The following is a 17,868-nucleotide window of genomic DNA, read 5'->3' on the forward strand; positions in this document are numbered from 1 at the left end:
GTGGCTTGCCGTCGGGGTTGCTGCAGGTCTCCCAGTAGATCTGGTTGCCGTCCCCGACATTCAGCATTCCGCTCGCGTATGGCTCGGTCATCTCGGCTGTCCTCTTCGGCGCGGTGGGCTGGTGGGACGGGTCTGCGCAGGTTCGCGCTGGATGCTTCGGCTAGGAGGCTTCCACAGGGCCGTGCTGGACGGCCTTTATGTGCCTTCCGTCCGCCGAGCAGATACCCACCGCAACACCGTGCGCCCGGCGTCCCCCACGGTCTCCGCCGTCAGCCGCACATGGTCACTGGACAGCACGCCCGCAGAATCGAGCCGGGCCAACCGATCTGCAGCAGCTTGCCCAGCACACGACTGCTCTCATTGACCACGCCTGCGGCCTCCCGACATCGTCGGCCCGCAGCGCAACCAGCAGGTCCCCGACCACTCACAGGAAGAGGAGACCACGTACCCAGCGGTAGGAAGACCGGAATCGCCGACATTCTGGTGTCGCCTACCCACTGATATTGCCTACCCACTGATATTCTCGTATCGCCTCACAACTGCCATGCTCTCCGAAGTTCGTCTGCGACGACGTCGAGAGCGGGGCTGTGATGGCGGCGGGGATGGGTCACCAGATGAATATCGCATTCGGGCAGGCCGGGACCGTCGAGAGTGCCCAGTTCACCGGACGCGATCTCGGATGCCGCGGTGATCGCCGGGAGGACCGTCCATCCGAGACCGACCGCGACGCACCGCTTGACGGCTTCGACGCTGCCGAAGCGGGTGCGCCGCCCGGGGCCGGCGCCGGTCGCCGCGAGCCGGGCGGTGACCTCGTCGGTATAGCCACAGCCCTCTTCGATCAGCAGTGCGTCACGTACAGCCAGTCCCGCCCAGCTCACCGCCGTTCCGGCCTGCTTTCCGTGGTCCAGTAGGGACAGCGGTTCGGTGCCGACCTTCTCCAGGGTGAGTTCGGTGGTCGGGGGCCGGGGTTCCATTGTGAGCGCTAGGTCGGCGCTCCCGCGGCGTACCGCGGCAAGACATGCGGCCAGTCCGCCCGGGCCGATCCATATCTGGATACCGGGCTCCCGCAGTCGCAGTGCCCGGATGACTGCGGGAAGCCGATAGGTGCACAGCGATTCCGGGGCGAGCAGGCGCACGGTCCCGGCGGGCCGGGTCGTCCGGTCGCGCGACGCTGCCTGTAGTCGTTCCTCGGCAGCGAGGAGTTCCTCGGCGTGGGGTATGAGCCGGGCGCCGATCTCGGTCACCACCACGCGCGAGGTCAGGCGGTCCAGGAGCCGGTTGCCGAGCCGGCGTTCGAGTTTCTGGATGTGCCCGGTGACCGTCGGCTGGGTGTAGCCGAGTTCGTGGGCCGCTTCGGTGAAACTCTCCAGTCGCGCCACGGTCAGAAAACTGCGGAGGAGCCTGGTGTCCATGCCGGCTTCCCTATCGCGAATCGTAATGCTCTGGATAAAAGGTCATTGTTGGACAGAATAGCGGCGCCGGCGTGATCGTGTAGTGGTCGACCAACAGGTACAGGCGCTACGGACCGGCGCCGGAGAGTGAGGTGACCGTGACGCCGCGGACCGGCACGACCGATCAGCCGAATGTTCCGTCCGGTTCGGCGTCGCGCCCGGCCGGTCGGGCCGCACCGGCGGGGGCCTTCTTCGTGTTGCTGGCGGTGACCTTTCTTGCCTTCGTCGACTACGCCGCGTTGTTGCCTGTCGTGCCGCTGTGGTCGGCCACTGCCGGTGCGAGCGGTATCGCGGTGGGGGCGACGACCGGCGCCATGATGGCGGCCACGGTGGCCACTCAGGCGGCGGCACCATGGCTTTTCCGGGTGCTGACGCTGCGGACCATGATCGTGACCGGCGCGGTACTGCTCGGCGCACCGACACCGATCTACCTGATATCCGCCGATATCACGCCGGTCCTGGCGACCACCGTCGTCCGCGGAATCGGCTTTGCCCTGGTGGTGACCGCGGGTGCTACCTTCGTCGCGGACCTTTCCGGCGCGCGGGGCCTGGCCTCCCGGGCTTCCCTGTTCGGTGTCGCAGCCGCGTTGCCGAACCTGGGTGCGCTCGCGGGCGGGGTGTGGGCTGCCCGAACCTGGGGGTTCCCGATCGTTTTCTGGGGGTCGGCAGTGGCATGCCTGGCCGGTGCGGTGCTGGCGTTGCTGCTACCGCGCGGGCACCGTGCGGTCTTCCGTCTCGTCTCGGCCGCGGACGCGGGCGGTATCGCGATACCGATCGCGTTCTTTGCCCTCACCGCCGGCGCCTTCGGCGCGGTCACCACCTTTCTCCCGGTCGCGTTGCCGGGTGCCGGCACCGCGTCGTGGGCGTTGCTCGCCGCGTCGATCGCGCTGATCACCGCTCGGCTGGGCGCCGGTGCGGCCGGTGCTCGGCTCGGCGCGGGCCGGCTGCTCCTGGCCTCGGTACTGTGCTGCGCGGCGGGCCTGGCACTGACCGCCTTCGCCCTCGCGACCGAGCATCCTTCTCTGTTGTGCTGTGGAACCGCCCTGCTGGGGGCGGGATTCGGAGCCTGCCAGAACGATTCGTTCGTGCTGACCGTGCAGCGGCTCGGGCCCGCGCGCAGTGGCACCGCGAGCACGATCTGGAATATCGCCTACGACGGCGGGCTGGGGCTGGGCGCCGTGGCCCTCGGCTGGTTCGTCGGCACGGCCGGGTACATCGGCGCCTTCCTGGGCATGGCAACGACGATCGGGGCCGTGTCGGTGCTCATCGGGTCGATCGGCCGTCTCCGGCGTCGCTGCTTCGCGCCGGTGCCCGACGATCAGGAGCGGAGCTCCACGGCCGAATCCGTGCCAACCTCATGCCCATGATTGCTACAGCACTCCGCCGGCGCCTGTCCCCACCTCTCGCGGTGACCGCCCTCGCACTGTTCTGTCTCGGACTGCTACTGGGATTGTTCACATATCTGGCTCGCTCACCCGAGCAGGAACCCCATGATGCGAATGCCAATGCCTGGCCCGTCCATTCGGTCCTGGCCATGCTCGCCGCAGCGTGGCTCGGCGTCGCCCATCGTCGGCGGGCCCGGTCTGCCGATCCCCAACGGCTGCTTCTCCTCGCCCCTATCGGCACCCGAGCCGAATCGAGAATCAGGACCACCGCAGACCGGGCCCGCCGCGATCCGGCCACCGCACTACGGCTGATGCTGGGAATCCCCTTCACAGCGATGATCGCCTACGGGAGCGTCCGCGCCGGCCAACAGGTACTTGCCGGGTTGGACCCAAATTTCGTCGTCAACGCCTGGGGCGGCCCGAGCTACGTGGGTGCGATGGCATGCCATTATCTCGATGGTGCGCTCATCATCGCCGTATGCGCCAACGTGGTCGACGCGTTGCTGTTGCCCGCCGGTGCAGCCGCACGGAGAGAAACTCCCCGACAATGATCCGGCCACTGCGATCGACCGCACCCCACCGCCAGACCGAGATCACCATCCGCGACAAGGGAGAAGCAACCGAGACCTGACTGCCGCGGTTGAGGTTCTCGACGCCGGCGGAGCTGCCGTTTTCTCGATGCGGGCCCCGGCAGAGCGCCTCGGCGTCCGGACGATGGCGGCGTACAGCTTCGGCAAGAAGGAAGACCTCTTGGCCCTGGCGGTCGACCGGACATACCGCGCGACACGGCCGACACGGTGGTCGTCATGGACGTGTCCTCGGCTACTGGGGGTTCCGGTAGTAATCGCGCGGAGAACAACGAGTATGGCCTAACGGCTTGTTAGTCACCGGTTTTCAGGTTCAGCATGCGGATCGAGCGCGATAGTGCTTGGCTGCCGATGATGTTGATCGGTGTGCTGGAGGGTGGAGTTCGTGGCGACGCGGGTGTTCGCGGATGAAGAGCTCGAACGTCTGCGGGGATTCCCGGAGATCAGCCGTGAGGAGCTGTTCCGGTACTTCACGCTCACCCCGGCGGATCGGTCGTTCGTCGATCCGGGCCGCGGACGCGGACCCGCGGAGCGGCTGGGACTGGCGATCACGCTGTGCACGCTGCCGTGGCTGGGGTTCGTGCCCGATCGCCTGGTCACCGCGCCGCCGGTCGCGGTGGCGCGGCTGGCCGAGCAACTGAACGTCGACGCCACCGCGATCGGTTCCTACGGCCGCCGCGCGCAGACTCGCACCGAGCATTTGCGGCTGGTCGCGCAGCACCTGGGCTGGCGGGCGGCTGGATCACTCGAGTACAAGGAACTCGACGAGTTCCTGCTCGCGCGGGCGCTGGAACACGATTCCCCGACCCTGCTGTTCGGTATGGGGTGTGAGTACCTGATCTCGGCGCGGGTGATCCGGCCCAGCCCTGACACCGTGGTGCGCCGGGTCGCCCATGCCCGCGAGCAGGCCCAGCGCGAGACCTACGACCGCCTGGCCCACGAGTTCACCCCAGCTCGCTGCGCTGAGTTGGACGCGCTGCTGGTCACCGATGCGTCGTTGGGGGTTTCGCGGTTGCGGTGGCTGTCGACGGGGCCGGTGGAAGCGTCGGCGGTGGCGGTGCGCGGCGAGGTCGACAAGCTGGCGTTCCTGCGTGGGCTGGGTGCGGATCGCCTGGATTTGTCGGTGCTGCCCGCCGAGCGGCGCCGGTTCCTGGCCTCGATGGGCCGCCGGTTGACCCCGCAGGCTCTCGAGCGGCGGGATCCGCAGCGCCGGTATCCGATCCTGCTCACCGTGCTCGCCCAGTCCGGCGCCGATGTGCTCGATGAAGTGGTCGCGTTGTTCGATCAGGCGATCTCGGCGAAATTCGGTGCCGCCGAACGCCGGATGCAGCAGGAGCTGGCCGAACGCGGCAAGTCCGGGGAGGACCGCCAGGCGCTGCTCGATGATCTCCTGGCGATCGTCACCGACCCGGCGGTGGCCGATGAGGAGATCGGCGCGCTGATCCGCGGGAACAAGATCGGGTGGGAGCGGCTACGCGCCGCCCTCGCCCAGGCCAAACCTCGGCTTCCCCGCGATCACGGGCACCTGGCGGCGCTGGATTCCTCCTACAACTACCTGCGTCAGTTCACCCCCGCGGTGCTTGAGACGGTCGGCTTCGCCGGCGGCACCGCCGCACATCGCGAACGTGGGCAGATGACCCAAGATCCACTGGACATCGGTCATCGGCATGTTCGGGTCATCGGCCATGCGGTACGCGGCAGTGTGCCGCAAGGCGTGAAGAGTCCAATGGGCACCGAGCCGGGCGTTCACGCGTTCGAACATCCTGTGCGCGCCGTGGTAGGTCAGACGCGAGTAGGGGGCGCGGCGTATTCGCCAAAGCGGCTGCCGTCGCCCTCGGGTGACAAACCCGTGCAGTTCGTCCTGGTAGAGCCGTAACCAGACGAATGCGTCCGGCGATGCAGGGATCTGCTGGCGGGCCTCAGTGCCCTTGCGAACGACCGAGATCAGCTGCTGACCGGCATCGATATCCTCCTCGTCTATGTTGATCAGTTCCGATGCCCGTGCGCCGGAGGAAACGTAGAAGGCCACCATCGCGCGGTCGCGGTTACTCGGCAGCCCGGCGAACAACTCGTTGAAGACTCCGTCCGGAATCGAACGTGGAACCCGTCTGGGCACGCGCGGCCGGTAGCGTCCTGCCCGCTCATGTCGAAACGGCTCCATCGGATTGTGGTGGGCGTTCGCCCGGCCGAAGCGACGCGGATGCGTCGGGAACGGATTCATGATCGGCCCGGTGCATGCTTCGCGGTGGAACTCGTAGAACAGCCGCAGGACCGTCTCGCTGTGAACGACGGTGCTCGCCGCGTATCGTCCAACCGCCGCGATGCCCGGCTCCCCCCGGCGGTAGGCGCTCCGACCTGGATCCTTGCTCTTGCTGCGTCCGAATGGCTTAAGGGTCATCTGAATCCAGACGCTGAAGTCCCGTGCCTCGACGCGAGTCGCGCGATTCCAGTCGACCTCTACCGCGTACAGGAAACGAAACCACCGCAGCAGATCCATGCCGTAGGAACGCACAGTGGTGCCGGCTCGGCCAGCAGCGACCAGGTCACGCAGGTACTCGTCAACCGGCGCGACCGGTTCGCCGCGGGCGTCCTCGATCCGCCACGGCAGAAACCCTTCACCGGTTTTCACCAGCTGGCCGACACTCGGTACAACGAGCGCCGCCAAATCTCTGTCGGTCACATCCACATCAGGCATTCGGGCAAGCTAACAACCCGGTCGCCACCACCCACTCGTAGCTGCCCAGACACCCCATTTTGTTCAGTCAACGAGATACATCTGGGGCTACCGCAAAACCATGAGGCCCCGGATGCGTGACCTGCTGGACGAGCACGGCTCGGCCACCCTCATCACGCTGGCCAGCCGCCGCGCCGCCACGCGCTTCCTGCGGAACGTGCAGACGGGGGTCATTGTGGATCCCAGGTGTGGGTGTGGGGGTTCCAGCGACCGTGGGTGCAGGTGCCGTCGAGCAGGGGGTTGAGAGCGGCGCCGATGAAGCCGAGGGCGGTGTCGAGGTCGTGGAGTTCTGGGGGCAGGCTGGTTTCTTTGGCCATGGCGGGGTAGGCGCGTTCCCATTCGGGGCCGGGCGCGCGCAGTGTGGTGGGTAGGTCCAGGGCGCGGCGGTGTTGCTGGATTTCGAGGGCGGTGCGGGTTTCGGTGGCGTCGAAGGCGAAGCTCGCGACGATGAAACAGAGGTCGGCGAGGTCGCGCCATCGGCTGGAGGGTTGGCGGGTGGCGCCGTAGCGGGCGACCATGGCACAGATTTTGTCGGCGACCTGGCTGGGTAGGGGGATCAGGCGCACCGGTGGCAGTGCGGCGAATCCGTCGAGGTCGAGGATAGGGGTAGGGGCCAGAGATTCGATAGTGCCGATGATGGTCTTATCGGTGGCCAGATCGATGCGAAAGTCCTCGATCATGGTGGCGCCGAGGTAGATCGAAACGGTCAGCTCGGCGCCGGCGGCGGCGTCGCCGGTGAGTTGTTTGGCCAGCTCGATCCGGAAGACGAAGGGGTCGGTGTCGGGGTGTGCGCCGCCGAGGCGGCGGAGTTCGTTGATGGCGTCGGTGATCTCGGTATCGGGCCGGATCAGGTCAAGATCCTGGCTCGAGCGAGCTCCCGGTAGGCGTACGAGTAGTCCACCGCCGCCGGTGACGACCCAGGGCGCGGCGGGGTCGGCGAACACGCGGGCGAGGAAGCGCTGCATGAAGAATTCGCGGCGTAATGCGCTGGCCGGACGGCGGGTCCGGCGGGCCTGGACCTGGATCCGGGACCGCAGCGACGCCTTGAACGAGGCGGGGCTGGGGATGGTCACTTCTCGGCCTCCGAGGACGATCCGGTGGGTGCTGCCGTGGTGTCGAGCAGTGCGTCGCTGATGCTGGTGCGCAGAAGCATATTCGTCGCTTCCTCGATGGCCGCGGGGCTGGTGAAGTGCTGCGGGTCCAGTGAGTGCGCGATACGGGTGCGCAGGCGTGCCATCATATCCCGCCATTCGCCGGACTCGACCAGTGGCGCGAGGGCTTGGCGGACCAGCAGGGTTATCTGCTCGCTCGGGACGGAGTGGGTGAGCTGGTTGCGGATCGCTGCCACCGCGGCGTCGGTGGGCATAGAGGTCAGAGAGGCGGTGAGGTGGGTGCTGCTGTGGCCGTGGAGTAGTTGTTCGAGTGCTTTGTTCGTGGCGAGGCTGGCAGCCACGACCGGTTCGAGCGCCGGCGCGGACAGCGCGAGGGAGGACTCCGGGACCCCTGCGAGGGTGATGAAGTGGTTGACCAGGGCGGAGCCGTTGTCGACGGGGGCACCGTAGCGGTGGGCATACGGGCGCAGCGCGGCGGCGATATCGTCGCCGGACGTGCCCTGGAGCAGGGCGTCGCGGACGACCGAGGCCAGGTGGCCGCCGTCGGTGCGGGTGGCGGCGAGGTCGGCGATGGTGCGTGCGGGGGTGGTGACCGGTAGTCCGTCGACCAGGGTCCAGTCGCCCGGGGTGAGGGCGGCGCGGTGGAAGCGGACGTCGGGGCTGCGGGTGCCGCGGCGGGCCGTGACGGTGAATTCGAGGTAGTCGGCGTCGAGGTCGCCGAGGCGGTGCAGGTCGGCGGCACTACGGTGAGAAACGATGCCGATGGGGACGTCGTCACCGATGCGGTCACCGACGGTGCGGGCGGGTTCGAGCGCGAGCCATTCCGCGCGCAGGGGCTCGACCGGCGAATCGGGCACCCCCGCCAGCCGGTAGACACCGTATCGGAGCCGGGCCAGCACACCGTGCTCGACGAGACGCTGGAGCTGTTTAGTGTTCGCGCCGACGGTGGCAGCTTGGGCGGTGGTGAGCAGCCCCCATTGCGACTCCGCCAAGGCGGCGAGCCGCGCACGAAGAACCACCATGCTCAACACACATCAAAACTACCACTGAATCCATCAAAAAAGTCATACTAGGTGACCTTCTTGACGCGATATTCGCCTTTTCTGACGCGTTATGCACGAGTAGCTGCGTGGTCCGGGGACCCCATCGGAATCACGGACACAACCCCGCGACGCGTCGACGATGCCGCCTGACCGGCGGGTGCAAATATCGACGTCGTGTGCCGCCCCGAGGAGTGCGGGGATCGGCCCGGGGGCCGGCACATCGATGTTGGGGACAGCAGTGGCCCGTCACGCTGGAAGGCGCCATCCCCGGATGATGGCCGTACCCGGAGGCAGCATGCGGGCGTATGCAGCGATTCAGCCGGGGAGGAGCGGGTCGAGTTCTGGGTAGTACTGCGCCGGAACAGGGTCGAGCCGAAGTTCACGGCGTACCGCGATGATGAAGTTCGCGAACGCCTTGTCGGTGGGTTTTCTGGTCTCGCGCCACTGTTCGCTCGTGAACTGCCGTTGCTGAACGGTGTCGAAGAGCTCGGTCATCGCGCCGTCCAACAGTGCTGCGGCCACCACAACCCGACGTGAGCCGACGAGCCGCACGGCGGCGTAGGCGTTGTCCCACCCCGCGGTCTCGATCCGCACACGCGTGACCAGCTCGCCGAACTCCGGGGTTGAACGGTCAGCGAGTGCCACCATGCGTACTCCTTCACACGTGGCCCGGAACTCCTCGGCGACGCGCTGGTAGCAGGCCGTCTTCTGATCCCGGCGCCAGCGCGTCGACTCCGATCGATGGTCCCAGGCACGCCCGAGAACAACACCGAGCACCCCGGCCACCGCCGCAATCAGCGCCACCGTCACTTCGCTCACCTCCGGCGCACGCTCCAGCTGTCCGGCGGTCAGGCGGCGGGCAGGAGCTCGTCGATGCGTGTCCTGACCCCTGGCGTGGTCTCGAATGTTCGGTTTCCGTCCGCGTCGACGTGGACGGGAGCCTGTCCTACGGCGTCGAGCAGGGCATGCAGGCGTGGGTACGGTGCCGTGCGGGCGCGTTCGACGATGCCGGGGCGGCGCCACCATTCCAGGGCGTTGGAGATGAGGTTGATCCCGGAGGACCGGAACAACGCGGCCCTCTCGGCGTCCGCGGTGAGGGGATCGGTGACGACGTTGGAGTCTTCGGTGAGGACCGTGTAGTCCAAGATGAGTTCTTCGCGGGGCACGGTCATGTGAGTGCCGGCCGCGAGCCGCCCTTCGGCCAGGGGCGCGCGGGAGGCCGGACTACCGCAGATCGAGCCGGCCATACGGCCGATGACCGGGAGCGGCATGGAGGCCCGGACCTCGGGGTACTGCATCACGGTCGCGTCGACCCAGCGGCCGGAGCCCGGGAGCCACAGCACGCAGTGCGCGTTGAACTGCTCGCCGTCCCACGAGGCTCCGCCGCTGCCGTAGCGGGTCAGCGTGCCGCGGGTCTGGTGCGCGATGACGAGTTCGACGGCGGTGGGCCGGGCCGTGATCCCGATCAGGTCGTAGGCGTGGTGCAGCGATATCGCTGCCGAGACGCACAGATCGGCCCGCAGGCCCGTGGAGTGGTGTAGCCACAGGAACGGCGGCAGCATCTCCACCAGCTGGTCGGGTGGAGCGGCGGCGACCATGTTCGCGATCAGCCGCGCGGGGATGCCCAGCTGGCCCGGATCGTATCCGTTCTGCCCTCGCGCACCGCGCCCCTGTGACCGGGTGGTGGCTCGTTTTAGCTTGCGCCCCTTGGATTTCGGCATTTGCAAATCGCCTCCTTCGGATCAATCGACCTCGTCTGCCAGTATGACCACGATTGCCGTCGAGCCGCTCCGATTCGAGACAATTCCGGCGCTCCGCGTCCCCACCACACCTATCGCTCGAGGCGTTACTGTGCAGGTCGTTGTTTCCCGGGCACGCGCCAGGCCATGCAATGTCTGTCCTGCCGTTCGTCCCCGACACCCGGTGTACACCGCGGTCAACGACGGCCTGGCCCGAAGCACATGAGCCGGGTGAACGCTGATCGGCGTCCCCGATGGTGTGCTCAGTGGAGGAAGCACACGAGGTCGGAGTTGATTCTCGTGCAGGTTTGAACCCAATCGCGCATTTCTGCAATGGATTCCGTGACCTGGGAGTCGGCGACGGCGGAGAGGTCAGCGGCCTCCAGCGCCTGTGCGATCGGCTTCACCTCGCTGCTGGTGAGGTGACCGATACCGGGGAAGTCGATGATCTCCGGCAGCGCCACAGGCGAGCCCGAGGAGATGAGGTCATGCGGATGGAACTGCACATCGATCTCGTCTAGGGCCTGGTGCACGGTGTCGAACCAGGACAAACCGACCGGGTACCAGTGCGCATTTGGCAGGGAATAGCCGAGCTGTTCGCACAGCCATTCCAGTGCGTAGCCGTACACCGATCCGTCGGTATCGGTGAAGGGCCGGGAGAAGAACAGCTCTTCCAGGGCCTGGTCGAAGCCGTCTGGGGTATCGGTGGGCCGACGCAGATTCATCAGCCGGGCGAAGTAGTCCCGCGGGTCGGGCAAGTATTTGGCTGGGGCCCGCACCAGTTCGATCTCCACCGCGTACGCCATTACCCCGTATCCCATTCCTGCTCCCCGTGCTCGTCGCGCCCTGGTCGACCGGCACCGGTGGTGCGCGGTCTGTCGATACGGTAACCGGGTGCGGTGACCGAAAACCCCGTCCGCTGTGGCCGATACGGTCTGCGGCCGCACCTCACGCGCCGCGGGTCGCCTCCCCGCAGCCGCGGTTCCCAATTTCGGCTGTCCGGCTGAAACCCGGGTTTCATACTGGAGGGATGTCGCCGCGTGCCCGGCCGAACCGCTACACCTCGAATCAGCTCGATGCGGACCTGCGGCGGATCATAAAGCGCCTGCGCGCCGATTCCGAAGAACGCGGCGAATACCTGCGGTACCCCGACGATGACGACCTGGCCGCACTTCACGCGCTGGACAGAATCATCAACGCCGCTGGCCACCTGATCGATCGGCACATCGTCGCCGCCCGCCGACGCGGACAACACCAGCGCGACGGCATCACCGCCCCCGGCACACCGGTGTCGTGGGCGAGGATCGGTGACGCGCTGAACATCAGCGGCCAAGCCGCCGGGAAGCGCGCCCGCGCCCACCGGCTCGCCGTAGAGCCGCCACCACCGATGACCCCCGAGCGGCTCGAGGAACTGGTGCCCGAGGGCCGGCGGCTTGTCGCTGAGCGTGACCGCCGGCCGAAACGCTAAGCGCGACTTTTCTCGTCACTGGACCCCTATGCCTTACCGCACCGGCGGCACCGCGCAAGATGTTTGAGGCTGCGGCGGACCGGACCTCGCCTGCGTCAGCAGCCAGCCTGGAACGGCATGCAGGCGTTGGGTGTAGACGGTGGCGGCCGTGGCGGTGCTGGTGAGGGTTGGACCTGGCCTGCCGGGGGTGTCATCGGGTCGCCGGTGCGGGTCGCTGAGCGTGCGTCGCCGCAGCAGGCCACCAGAATGAGCAGAGCTGCTGCCAGGATGATGATTGCCAGAATCGAGATCGCGGTATCCATTCCTGGCCATTGCGACCACCGGCGGGCGGTGGGTTCGGCAAATGCGGGCGGTGTTGCCGCCGGATAGAGCGGATAGCGCTCACTCAGCGGAACACGCGGCCTTCTTGACTGGTCGATGGTGGACGCGGAGATGAGCTGGCGACGGGGCGTGGGCTCGGGATCGTCGGCGTCCTGCCAGCGTGTGCCTCGGTCGCTGGCTGGCGGTCCCACAGGTCTGGACGGGCCCGGGTTCGCGCGTGTGCTGGGCAGGACCAGCGGGCGCCGCCGGCTCCGCGGAGCCGGCGGCAGCGAAGTGAGAGCTGGTTGCGGAGGCATCGGGGCCGGGCGGTAAGCGAACGGATCATCCTGGCCATCGGGGTGGGCCGAGGTCTCGGCCGGCAGTCGCGCGAACGAGAACCCCTCTTGCGCGAGTCGTTGCCGGCCAGGCAGGTACTGGGCGAGGCCGAGTACGCCGAAGGCGCGTTCGAGGTCTTCGCCGCTCCAGCGGCGTTTCGCCCCGGGGTCTGGTGTGAAGTAGTCGCGCAGGTCACGGTCGTTGTCCGATGAGGCGGCGACCACGAACATGCCATCATTGATCTCGGAGGATGTGATGGTCAGGCAAGCATCGTCCAGGGACGCCAGGACTACCAGCAGATGCACCCAGTCCGGCAGGCCCGCGGGTGTCAAGTTTTTCTTGACCGCGTACATGTAGCGTTCGGCCTGGGCGACCGGGTTGGCGGCCGAGCCCAGCGAGTACAGGTCGGCGACCGCACCGCCGACCCGCCAGGCGCCGTTGTCGCACGGGTCGAGCGTGCCGTGTTGAACGCTCCGGAAACCTTTGATCTCCATTACTGTGCACGTGTACGGGGTCCACACCAGCGCATCGAGGCTGTGGACGCGGCGCTTGTGGCGCACTTTGCACCCGAGCACAGCGACCCCACCGACCTGGCTGCTACCGGTCCGCCAGGACTCCAGCAACCGGCGGACCATTTCCTCGGCGTCTTCTACTTCCACCCCGTTGCTGACGATCACGATCACCACAGACCCCCGAACCTCGACACCGCGCAGCCTTCAAGCCTACTGCGACTGGACAATTCGCGTAGCTGAAACTCACTTGGGCACAACGGAATAAGCCGTTCCTGGATCGGCGTGCACCTTATCGACGACACGTCGGTCCGAGACCGGCCAGCGCCGGAAGCGCCTGCAGCACTGTGGCGTTAGCCGATCAGCTGGAACGGCGCGGAGGGGTGGGCTCCAGGTGTCGGGAGGGTGGGGTAGCCTGCTGTGCAGGCCGTAGCTGTGACGGCTCAGCTCCGCCGGTCGATGCCCCACGCGCGCCTGGCACGAGGGCCAAGATCCTGCGGGTCACCCAGCTGAAACCAGACAGACTTTGCCGTGATCGATTCTCACCACGGCAGGGGCGTGGGCCTTGCCGAGGAAGAGACCGTCATGGGATCCAATCATGGACCGAGCCGGCACACCGCGCGGAAGAATGATGCCCGTGCGCTCGCCGCGCGTACCGGGATGCCTTACCAGGCGGCGCTGCGCCAGGTCACTCAGAACAAGGAGCTGCGCGAGCCCCGGCACCGGCGGCATCAACTTCGACGGGATCTTCGGCCCCGAGCACGCCGAGCTGCGCGAACAGTTCGACCGATCGTTGAAGTTCGGGGCGTCGGGCCTGGTGGTTCTACCTCCGGAAGTCGTGGGCAAGGTGACCATCGCCGGGCCGGAATTCGTGGCCGGCGAGCACACCGGCATGGAGATTCACTTCGAGGCGTTGAGCAAGAATCCGAAGCTGGGCACACCGGCCGAGTCGCGGTTCTATGACGAGCACGGCGTCCAGGTCACCTCCCATGAGGGTCGAATCTCCCACCTCAACCAAGGACCGGGTGGCTTCGCGATCCGCATCGATTTCTACGACCATCTCCAGATCGAGCTGCTCAACCCGAACGACAACACTCAACCCGGTCATGCCCAGATCAACTACAACTTCCGACGAATCCGGCCGGCCGAGGCCCTCGGCGTCGAAGAGATGGCCTTGGCGGTGATGCTGATCATCACACTCAACGGCAGCGACAGTCCGAAGCCGACCAACTGCCGGAAATCCGCGGTCGATTCGCCGCGTAGGACCGCCGAGGCGCTGCCTATCGCTGGCGAGACGGACCGGCGCGGTAGCAAATAGGTTGGTTCATTGTGATTCACCAGCGCCTTGCCGGAGTCGGCATCCCGCCGTCTAGAAGGCACGCGTCGGACCGGGCGGCTGCGGCGACCACCATCGACGCTTTCCGCACGCGAGGCCGGTCGGCGGCGGCCGGAGGCTGGCCGTAGTTCCCAGGTTGCCCGGATCGTGGTCTCGGTCCGGGGCGCTGCGGGCTCGGCGGTGTTGACGTGGGCGGGATCGTCTCGATGCGCCGACTGGACGCGGGCTGCGGCGGCGGTGCGGACCAGGCGCCACACGTGAGCGCGCTGCCACCGGCTGCGACCGGCGGGCGTGGGGATGCCCCGGGCATCGAGGGCATCGCTGATGGCGGCGTAGGACATCCCGTCCATGTACATGATCACGACCGCGGTGAGCACGTGCGGCGGGCACAGCGACGGCCGTCCCGGGCCGCGCCCGGCGCTCATCGCCGGCCCCCGCGGCGCCAGGGGGCGAGAACGGCAAGAAGATCGCCCAGGATCGAGCGGGCCCGTTGGCCACGGTCGGCGCCGGCGGCGAGCGCGACCAGGGTCGTGATGGTGATGAGCACGAGCAGCACGATGGTGGGCGCGACCACCGCGATCAGCGCGATCGTGCCCAGCTGCGGTTGGGCCAGTAGTGCCAGAACGGTATGCAAAAACACGGAGTCTGTCTCCAAGGTGAGGACGAGACCGCGTGCGTCAGTATTTATGCGCGCACGAGTCCCGCTGTCCGACTGAGGAATGAAGTCGTCCAGCGGGTGTCGGGACCGCGCGCGGGGCGGCGGAGCGCGGTGATCAGTTGCCCGGGTGGCTCGGTGGAACGCCTGCGGCTGTGGTGCAGCAGCGCGCGAATGAAGTCGACGAAATGCGCCGTGCCGATGAGGTTACGGGCCCGGTCGGCAGGGAGATTGTCTTCGAGCCCGGACAGATAGGTCGGCCGGGACGGGTCGATATCGTCGGCGAGCCACCAGCCGGCGTCACCCAGCTTCTGAGCGATGACCTGGTCGAAAATCAATCGGATTGCCAGGAGCGCGCCCTTGGAACGCTCGATCGGGATGGGCGGCAGGTAACCCGCGATCGTTGTGAACAGCCCATCCCGGACTTCCCGCATCGTCGGGGTATCCCAGATGTGCATCGTCGCGTATTGGAGTACCGCGGCGGCCGCGTTGTGGTCGAACAACTCCTCCGGCGGGGGCACCACGGTGTACTCGGTGAGGCACTGCCGGGTGAGGTCGTCGAAGATCTCCGGGTTATCGGCGATCATCCCTCGGACCGCCGCCTGTTCGGTGCGGTGCACCTGCTCACGGAATGCGGGGTCGTTCTGGAGCCGGGTCGCGGCATCGTGGGCCTGGCGCGCCTGCGCCATTGCCCTCAACCGCTCCTCCGAACTCATCATGGGAATGACCGTACGCGACAGCGGTGAGTGTTCGTATATCGACGGCCGGGGCATCGTTCATCCGCCCGCGGTCGCCCGTTACCGGCGCTGCCCAGGGGCACGGGATACTGTCTGCGGCCGCGCGTATAGACCCCAGCGGCGGTGGTCAGCGCGGTGGGAAGTCGAGGACCGTTGGAACCGTCATCGCGTCGATGCGGTCGAAGAAGTCGTCGAGCTCATCGAGGATCGGCTGAGCACGGTGGCGGGCGGCGACGCCGCGCGCGTAGTAGCCCGGGTCGAGCACCCCGGCGGCGACGCGGGCCGGTTGCGGTAGCAGCGCGGTAAGGGTGATCCTCGCGATCGTCTCGGCCGGCAGGGGGTCGAGTTCGCCGATGTACCCGTCGGCGATGCCGCGGGTATCGAAGTCGGTGAGGTAGGGCTGGTCGGAGAACGCTTCGAGTAGCTCGGGTTCACGGTGTTCGGGATCGGTGAGGACGCGTTCGGCGATGAGATGTCCGCCGGGTTCGGCCGCGTGGGCCAGCACCGCGTGCCAGCGCCGGAATACCGTGACCGGGCAGGTCTCGGGGTCGCCGGTGGCGGGCAGTCCGACCAGGGGTTGGGCGCCGACGGTGACCTCGGTGTCGGTTACCGCGATATCGCGTTGGGTGAGGGCGGCGATCCGGGCCCAGCGCAGGCCGGAGGCGCCGAGCAGCAGGATGACCGCGTCGCGGCGCCCGCGCAGACCGTCCGGCCAGCCGTGTGTGAGCAGGTGCGGCAGGACTTGGTCGGCGCGGTCGCGCATGGCCGCGAGGCGGTCGGTTCGGTCGGGGTTCAGGGCGCGGCGTACCGCTTCGGCCTCTCCCGGGAGCGGCCAGCCCGGTCGGCGTCGACCGGCCTTGCCGGCGTGGGCGGCGTTGAGCGCGTGGGCGGCGTTGAGTGCGGTGACCCGGTTGCGTTGCATCCCGGGTTTGCCGGGGTGTGCATCGAGATAGGCCAGCACGACGGCCGCCGAGAATCCGCCGTCGGGCAGCTGCGGTTGGTCGTTTGCCCGAGCCCAGACCGCGAACTGCCGCCACTCACGGGCCTTTCGCCGGTGAGGCCGGGGATGGTGGTGGCGACTCGCCTGTCGTCATCAGGCACGTCGTTCAAGTCGTCATCAGGTTCGGTCATCGCTTCCCACCTCGGTCGGAATCGCTCCAGACGATAACCCGACGTCCCTGGCCGACGGGGCCCGTGGAAGTCGAGGTCACACGCTCGTGTACAGGCTGTCCGCTGATGTTCTGCACGGTCAATGGTGCGGGGCTGCCCGCGTACGCTCTATCTGCTGTGGAGATCGGGGATCGGATCGGCGATATCCCATTCGGTCAGCCGAGTGCCGGTCTGCTGGTAGGTGGCTTGTTTGGTGGCTTTGCGCGCTTCATAATCCTGGCGGCCGGGCAGCCCCTACACGTCGAGTTTTCCGACCATTTTAGTGGAATTTTAGCCACTGACCTGGACTTTCTCGTCGTGGACATGTTCGCGACGTTGATTCGGAGGCAGCGCGGTGTGCTGCAGTCCCCGCTGCCGCAGCTCGCCGCGCGCCGAGCGGTTCGGAGGCCGATACGCCGTAATAGACAGCACCACGCGCCGCGAATTGTGCACTTCGCCGGCGGAACCTCTAAACTGAGCGGCACTGGAGTCAATGGTTGAACCAGCTCACCACAATAGTCGCGACAGGGAGGATCTGATGGATGCGCGGCTGAAATTCGAGCCCGCGAAAACCCGGCGGGCCTTCGATGACATCATCGAGCAGGTCCGTGACCGTCTCCAGTCGGGAGACCTGAGGCCCGGTGAGAAGTTGCCCAGCGAACGTGAATTCGCGGAGCAGCTCGGGGTCAGCCGCAATACGGTACGCGAAGCGTTGCGAATGCTGGAGATCTCCGGGCTGGTGACCCTCAAGAAGGGGCATACGGGCGGTGCCTTCGTCGCGGATTCCACCTCGGGGGCCGTCGCCCGCGGGATTCTGGACGGGATGACCCTCACCCAATACTCCCTGTCCGATCTGACCGAGGCGAGGATCGGGGTCGAAAGCCTGATCATCGAGAAGGTCTGCGAACGGGCCACCGAAGCCGAAATCGATGCTCTCGAGGAGGTGGTGGAGCGCACCGCCGCCATCGATGCCACCACCCGCTGGCGCGAGAAGATGACGGTTCACCTGGAGTTCCACCAGAAGCTCACCGATGCGGCGCACAATCCCATCCTGTCGATACTGAACCGGCCGTTGATGGAACTCACCCATGATCTGACCCTGCGGGTGGGACCTGCCGCCGACGACTACATCATCGAGTCCCGGTACCGGCTGCTCGCGGCACTGCGCAAACGCGATTCGGGCGCGGCGACCGCCGAACTCGAATGGTATCTGTCGAAGCTGCAGAGCCGTTGGATCGAGGGCACGAACCGCACGAACTCCGCCGAGCACGAGAAATAAATGTAGTCGTGGCACCGGCCGGTGTTCGAGACAACCGGCCGGCAGCCG

At 67.2% G+C, this 17,868-nt stretch carries 16 protein-coding genes and 3 pseudogenes; 7 read left to right on the forward strand and 12 right to left on the reverse strand.

The window, feature by feature from the left end; translation table 11 throughout:
- Positions 1-533: 533 nt before the first annotated feature.
- Positions 534-1,412: a LysR family transcriptional regulator gene (locus NGR01S_RS28960; protein WP_063042469.1), complete on the reverse strand. Its 879-nt coding sequence runs from the start codon at positions 1,410-1,412 to the stop codon at positions 534-536.
- 131 nt (positions 1,413-1,543) lie between these two features.
- On the opposite strand from NGR01S_RS28960, the gene NGR01S_RS28965 reads away from it, so the two are divergent.
- The 3 genes and pseudogenes from NGR01S_RS28965 to NGR01S_RS33045 form a co-directional block, all read left to right on the forward strand.
- Positions 1,544-2,818 carry an MFS transporter gene (locus NGR01S_RS28965; RefSeq protein WP_063042471.1) on the forward strand — a complete coding sequence of 425 codons (1,275 nt, stop codon included), beginning with the start codon at positions 1,544-1,546 and terminating at the stop codon, positions 2,816-2,818.
- Positions 2,815-3,387, forward strand: coding sequence for a hypothetical protein (locus NGR01S_RS32060; protein ID WP_218020845.1), 573 nt, complete (start codon positions 2,815-2,817; stop codon positions 3,385-3,387). The genes NGR01S_RS28965 and NGR01S_RS32060 overlap by 4 nt, the downstream gene beginning before the upstream one ends.
- Positions 3,388-3,808: 421 nt before the next feature.
- Positions 3,809-5,038: pseudogene (locus NGR01S_RS33045) on the forward strand (DUF4158 domain-containing protein); the annotation flags it as partial.
- Between the two features lie 78 nt (positions 5,039-5,116).
- Here the strand turns inward: NGR01S_RS33045 and NGR01S_RS30650 are convergent.
- The 6 genes and pseudogenes from NGR01S_RS30650 to NGR01S_RS29000 form a co-directional block, all read right to left on the reverse strand.
- Positions 5,117-6,118, reverse strand: a pseudogene (locus NGR01S_RS30650) (tyrosine-type recombinase/integrase); the annotation flags it as partial.
- Between the two features lie 209 nt (positions 6,119-6,327).
- Positions 6,328-7,230 carry a nucleotidyl transferase AbiEii/AbiGii toxin family protein gene (locus tag NGR01S_RS28980; protein WP_063042475.1) on the reverse strand — a complete coding sequence of 301 codons (903 nt, stop codon included), beginning with the start codon at positions 7,228-7,230 and terminating at the stop codon, positions 6,328-6,330.
- Entirely contained in the window at positions 7,227-8,291 is a 1,065-nt protein-coding gene (locus tag NGR01S_RS30655) for a type IV toxin-antitoxin system AbiEi family antitoxin domain-containing protein (RefSeq protein WP_084481795.1), read from the reverse strand. Before NGR01S_RS30655 ends, NGR01S_RS28980 begins: the two co-directional genes overlap by 4 nt.
- Positions 8,292-8,627: 336 nt before the next feature.
- The gene (locus NGR01S_RS28990; RefSeq protein ID WP_157107492.1) at positions 8,628-9,122 is read right to left on the reverse strand and encodes a hypothetical protein; all 495 of its coding nucleotides are present in this window, start codon (positions 9,120-9,122) and stop codon (positions 8,628-8,630) included.
- Between the two features lie 38 nt (positions 9,123-9,160).
- Positions 9,161-10,033, reverse strand: coding sequence for a hypothetical protein (locus tag NGR01S_RS28995; protein ID WP_063042484.1), 873 nt, complete (start codon positions 10,031-10,033; stop codon positions 9,161-9,163).
- A gap of 281 nt (positions 10,034-10,314) precedes the next feature.
- The gene (locus NGR01S_RS29000; RefSeq protein ID WP_063042486.1) at positions 10,315-10,872 is read right to left on the reverse strand and encodes a DUF7691 family protein; all 558 of its coding nucleotides are present in this window, start codon (positions 10,870-10,872) and stop codon (positions 10,315-10,317) included.
- Positions 10,873-11,081: 209 nt separating this feature from the next.
- Between NGR01S_RS29000 and NGR01S_RS29005 the strand changes: the two genes are divergently transcribed.
- Positions 11,082-11,519 carry a hypothetical protein gene (locus NGR01S_RS29005; RefSeq protein WP_063042488.1) on the forward strand — a complete coding sequence of 146 codons (438 nt, stop codon included), beginning with the start codon at positions 11,082-11,084 and terminating at the stop codon, positions 11,517-11,519.
- A 95-nt stretch (positions 11,520-11,614) separates the two neighbouring features.
- Here NGR01S_RS29005 and NGR01S_RS29010 read toward each other — a convergent pair whose 3' ends face one another.
- Positions 11,615-12,841, reverse strand: coding sequence for a nuclease-related domain-containing protein (locus tag NGR01S_RS29010; protein ID WP_063042490.1), 1,227 nt, complete (start codon positions 12,839-12,841; stop codon positions 11,615-11,617).
- Positions 12,842-13,301: 460 nt separating this feature from the next.
- On the opposite strand from NGR01S_RS29010, the gene NGR01S_RS32745 reads away from it, so the two are divergent.
- Positions 13,302-13,982 carry a hypothetical protein gene (locus NGR01S_RS32745; RefSeq protein WP_245664819.1) on the forward strand — a complete coding sequence of 227 codons (681 nt, stop codon included), beginning with the start codon at positions 13,302-13,304 and terminating at the stop codon, positions 13,980-13,982.
- Positions 13,983-14,248: 266 nt separating this feature from the next.
- Here the strand turns inward: NGR01S_RS32745 and NGR01S_RS33300 are convergent.
- The 4 genes and pseudogenes from NGR01S_RS33300 to NGR01S_RS29030 form a co-directional block, all read right to left on the reverse strand.
- Positions 14,249-14,425, reverse strand: a pseudogene (locus tag NGR01S_RS33300) (recombinase family protein); the annotation flags it as partial.
- Positions 14,422-14,634 carry a hypothetical protein gene (locus tag NGR01S_RS29020; RefSeq protein ID WP_157107494.1) on the reverse strand — a complete coding sequence of 71 codons (213 nt, stop codon included), beginning with the start codon at positions 14,632-14,634 and terminating at the stop codon, positions 14,422-14,424. The gene NGR01S_RS29020 and the pseudogene NGR01S_RS33300, both read right to left, overlap by 4 nt.
- Before the next feature lie 50 nt (positions 14,635-14,684).
- Positions 14,685-15,374 carry a hypothetical protein gene (locus NGR01S_RS29025; RefSeq protein WP_157107495.1) on the reverse strand — a complete coding sequence of 230 codons (690 nt, stop codon included), beginning with the start codon at positions 15,372-15,374 and terminating at the stop codon, positions 14,685-14,687.
- Positions 15,375-15,519: 145 nt separating this feature from the next.
- A complete protein-coding gene (locus tag NGR01S_RS29030) occupies positions 15,520-16,353 on the reverse strand; it encodes a site-specific integrase (RefSeq protein WP_063042498.1) in 834 nt (277 codons plus the stop codon).
- 275 nt (positions 16,354-16,628) lie between these two features.
- Between NGR01S_RS29030 and NGR01S_RS29035 the strand changes: the two genes are divergently transcribed.
- On the forward strand, positions 16,629-17,042 hold the full coding sequence (locus tag NGR01S_RS29035; RefSeq protein WP_063042500.1) for a hypothetical protein: 414 nt from the start codon (positions 16,629-16,631) through the stop codon (positions 17,040-17,042).
- 37 nt (positions 17,043-17,079) lie between these two features.
- On the forward strand, positions 17,080-17,820 hold the full coding sequence (locus tag NGR01S_RS29040) for a FadR/GntR family transcriptional regulator (RefSeq protein ID WP_063042502.1): 741 nt from the start codon (positions 17,080-17,082) through the stop codon (positions 17,818-17,820).
- Positions 17,821-17,868 lie beyond the last annotated feature (48 nt).

It is taken from the genome of Nocardia grenadensis NBRC 108939 (assembly GCF_001613445.1).
GTDB lineage: Bacteria > Actinomycetota > Actinomycetes > Mycobacteriales > Mycobacteriaceae > Nocardia > Nocardia grenadensis.

What these genes read in the sequence shown, in the direction of transcription:
- NGR01S_RS28960 (WP_063042469.1), bottom strand. Translation starts at nt 1,412, where the DNA reads ATGGACACCAGGCTCCTCCGCAGTTTTCTGACCGTGGCGCGACTGGAG.
- NGR01S_RS32060 (WP_218020845.1), top strand. Translation starts at nt 2,815, where the DNA reads ATGATTGCTACAGCACTCCGCCGGCGCCTGTCCCCACCTCTCGCGGTG.
- NGR01S_RS30655 (WP_084481795.1), bottom strand. Translation starts at nt 8,291, where the DNA reads ATGGTGGTTCTTCGTGCGCGGCTCGCCGCCTTGGCGGAGTCGCAATGG.
- NGR01S_RS28995 (WP_063042484.1), bottom strand. Translation starts at nt 10,033, where the DNA reads ATGCCGAAATCCAAGGGGCGCAAGCTAAAACGAGCCACCACCCGGTCA.
- NGR01S_RS29000 (WP_063042486.1), bottom strand. Translation starts at nt 10,872, where the DNA reads ATGGGATACGGGGTAATGGCGTACGCGGTGGAGATCGAACTGGTGCGG.
- NGR01S_RS29005 (WP_063042488.1), top strand. Translation starts at nt 11,082, where the DNA reads ATGTCGCCGCGTGCCCGGCCGAACCGCTACACCTCGAATCAGCTCGAT.
- NGR01S_RS29025 (WP_157107495.1), bottom strand. Translation starts at nt 15,374, where the DNA reads ATGATGAGTTCGGAGGAGCGGTTGAGGGCAATGGCGCAGGCGCGCCAG.
- NGR01S_RS29035 (WP_063042500.1), top strand. Translation starts at nt 16,629, where the DNA reads ATGTTCTGCACGGTCAATGGTGCGGGGCTGCCCGCGTACGCTCTATCT.
- NGR01S_RS29040 (WP_063042502.1), top strand. Translation starts at nt 17,080, where the DNA reads ATGGATGCGCGGCTGAAATTCGAGCCCGCGAAAACCCGGCGGGCCTTC.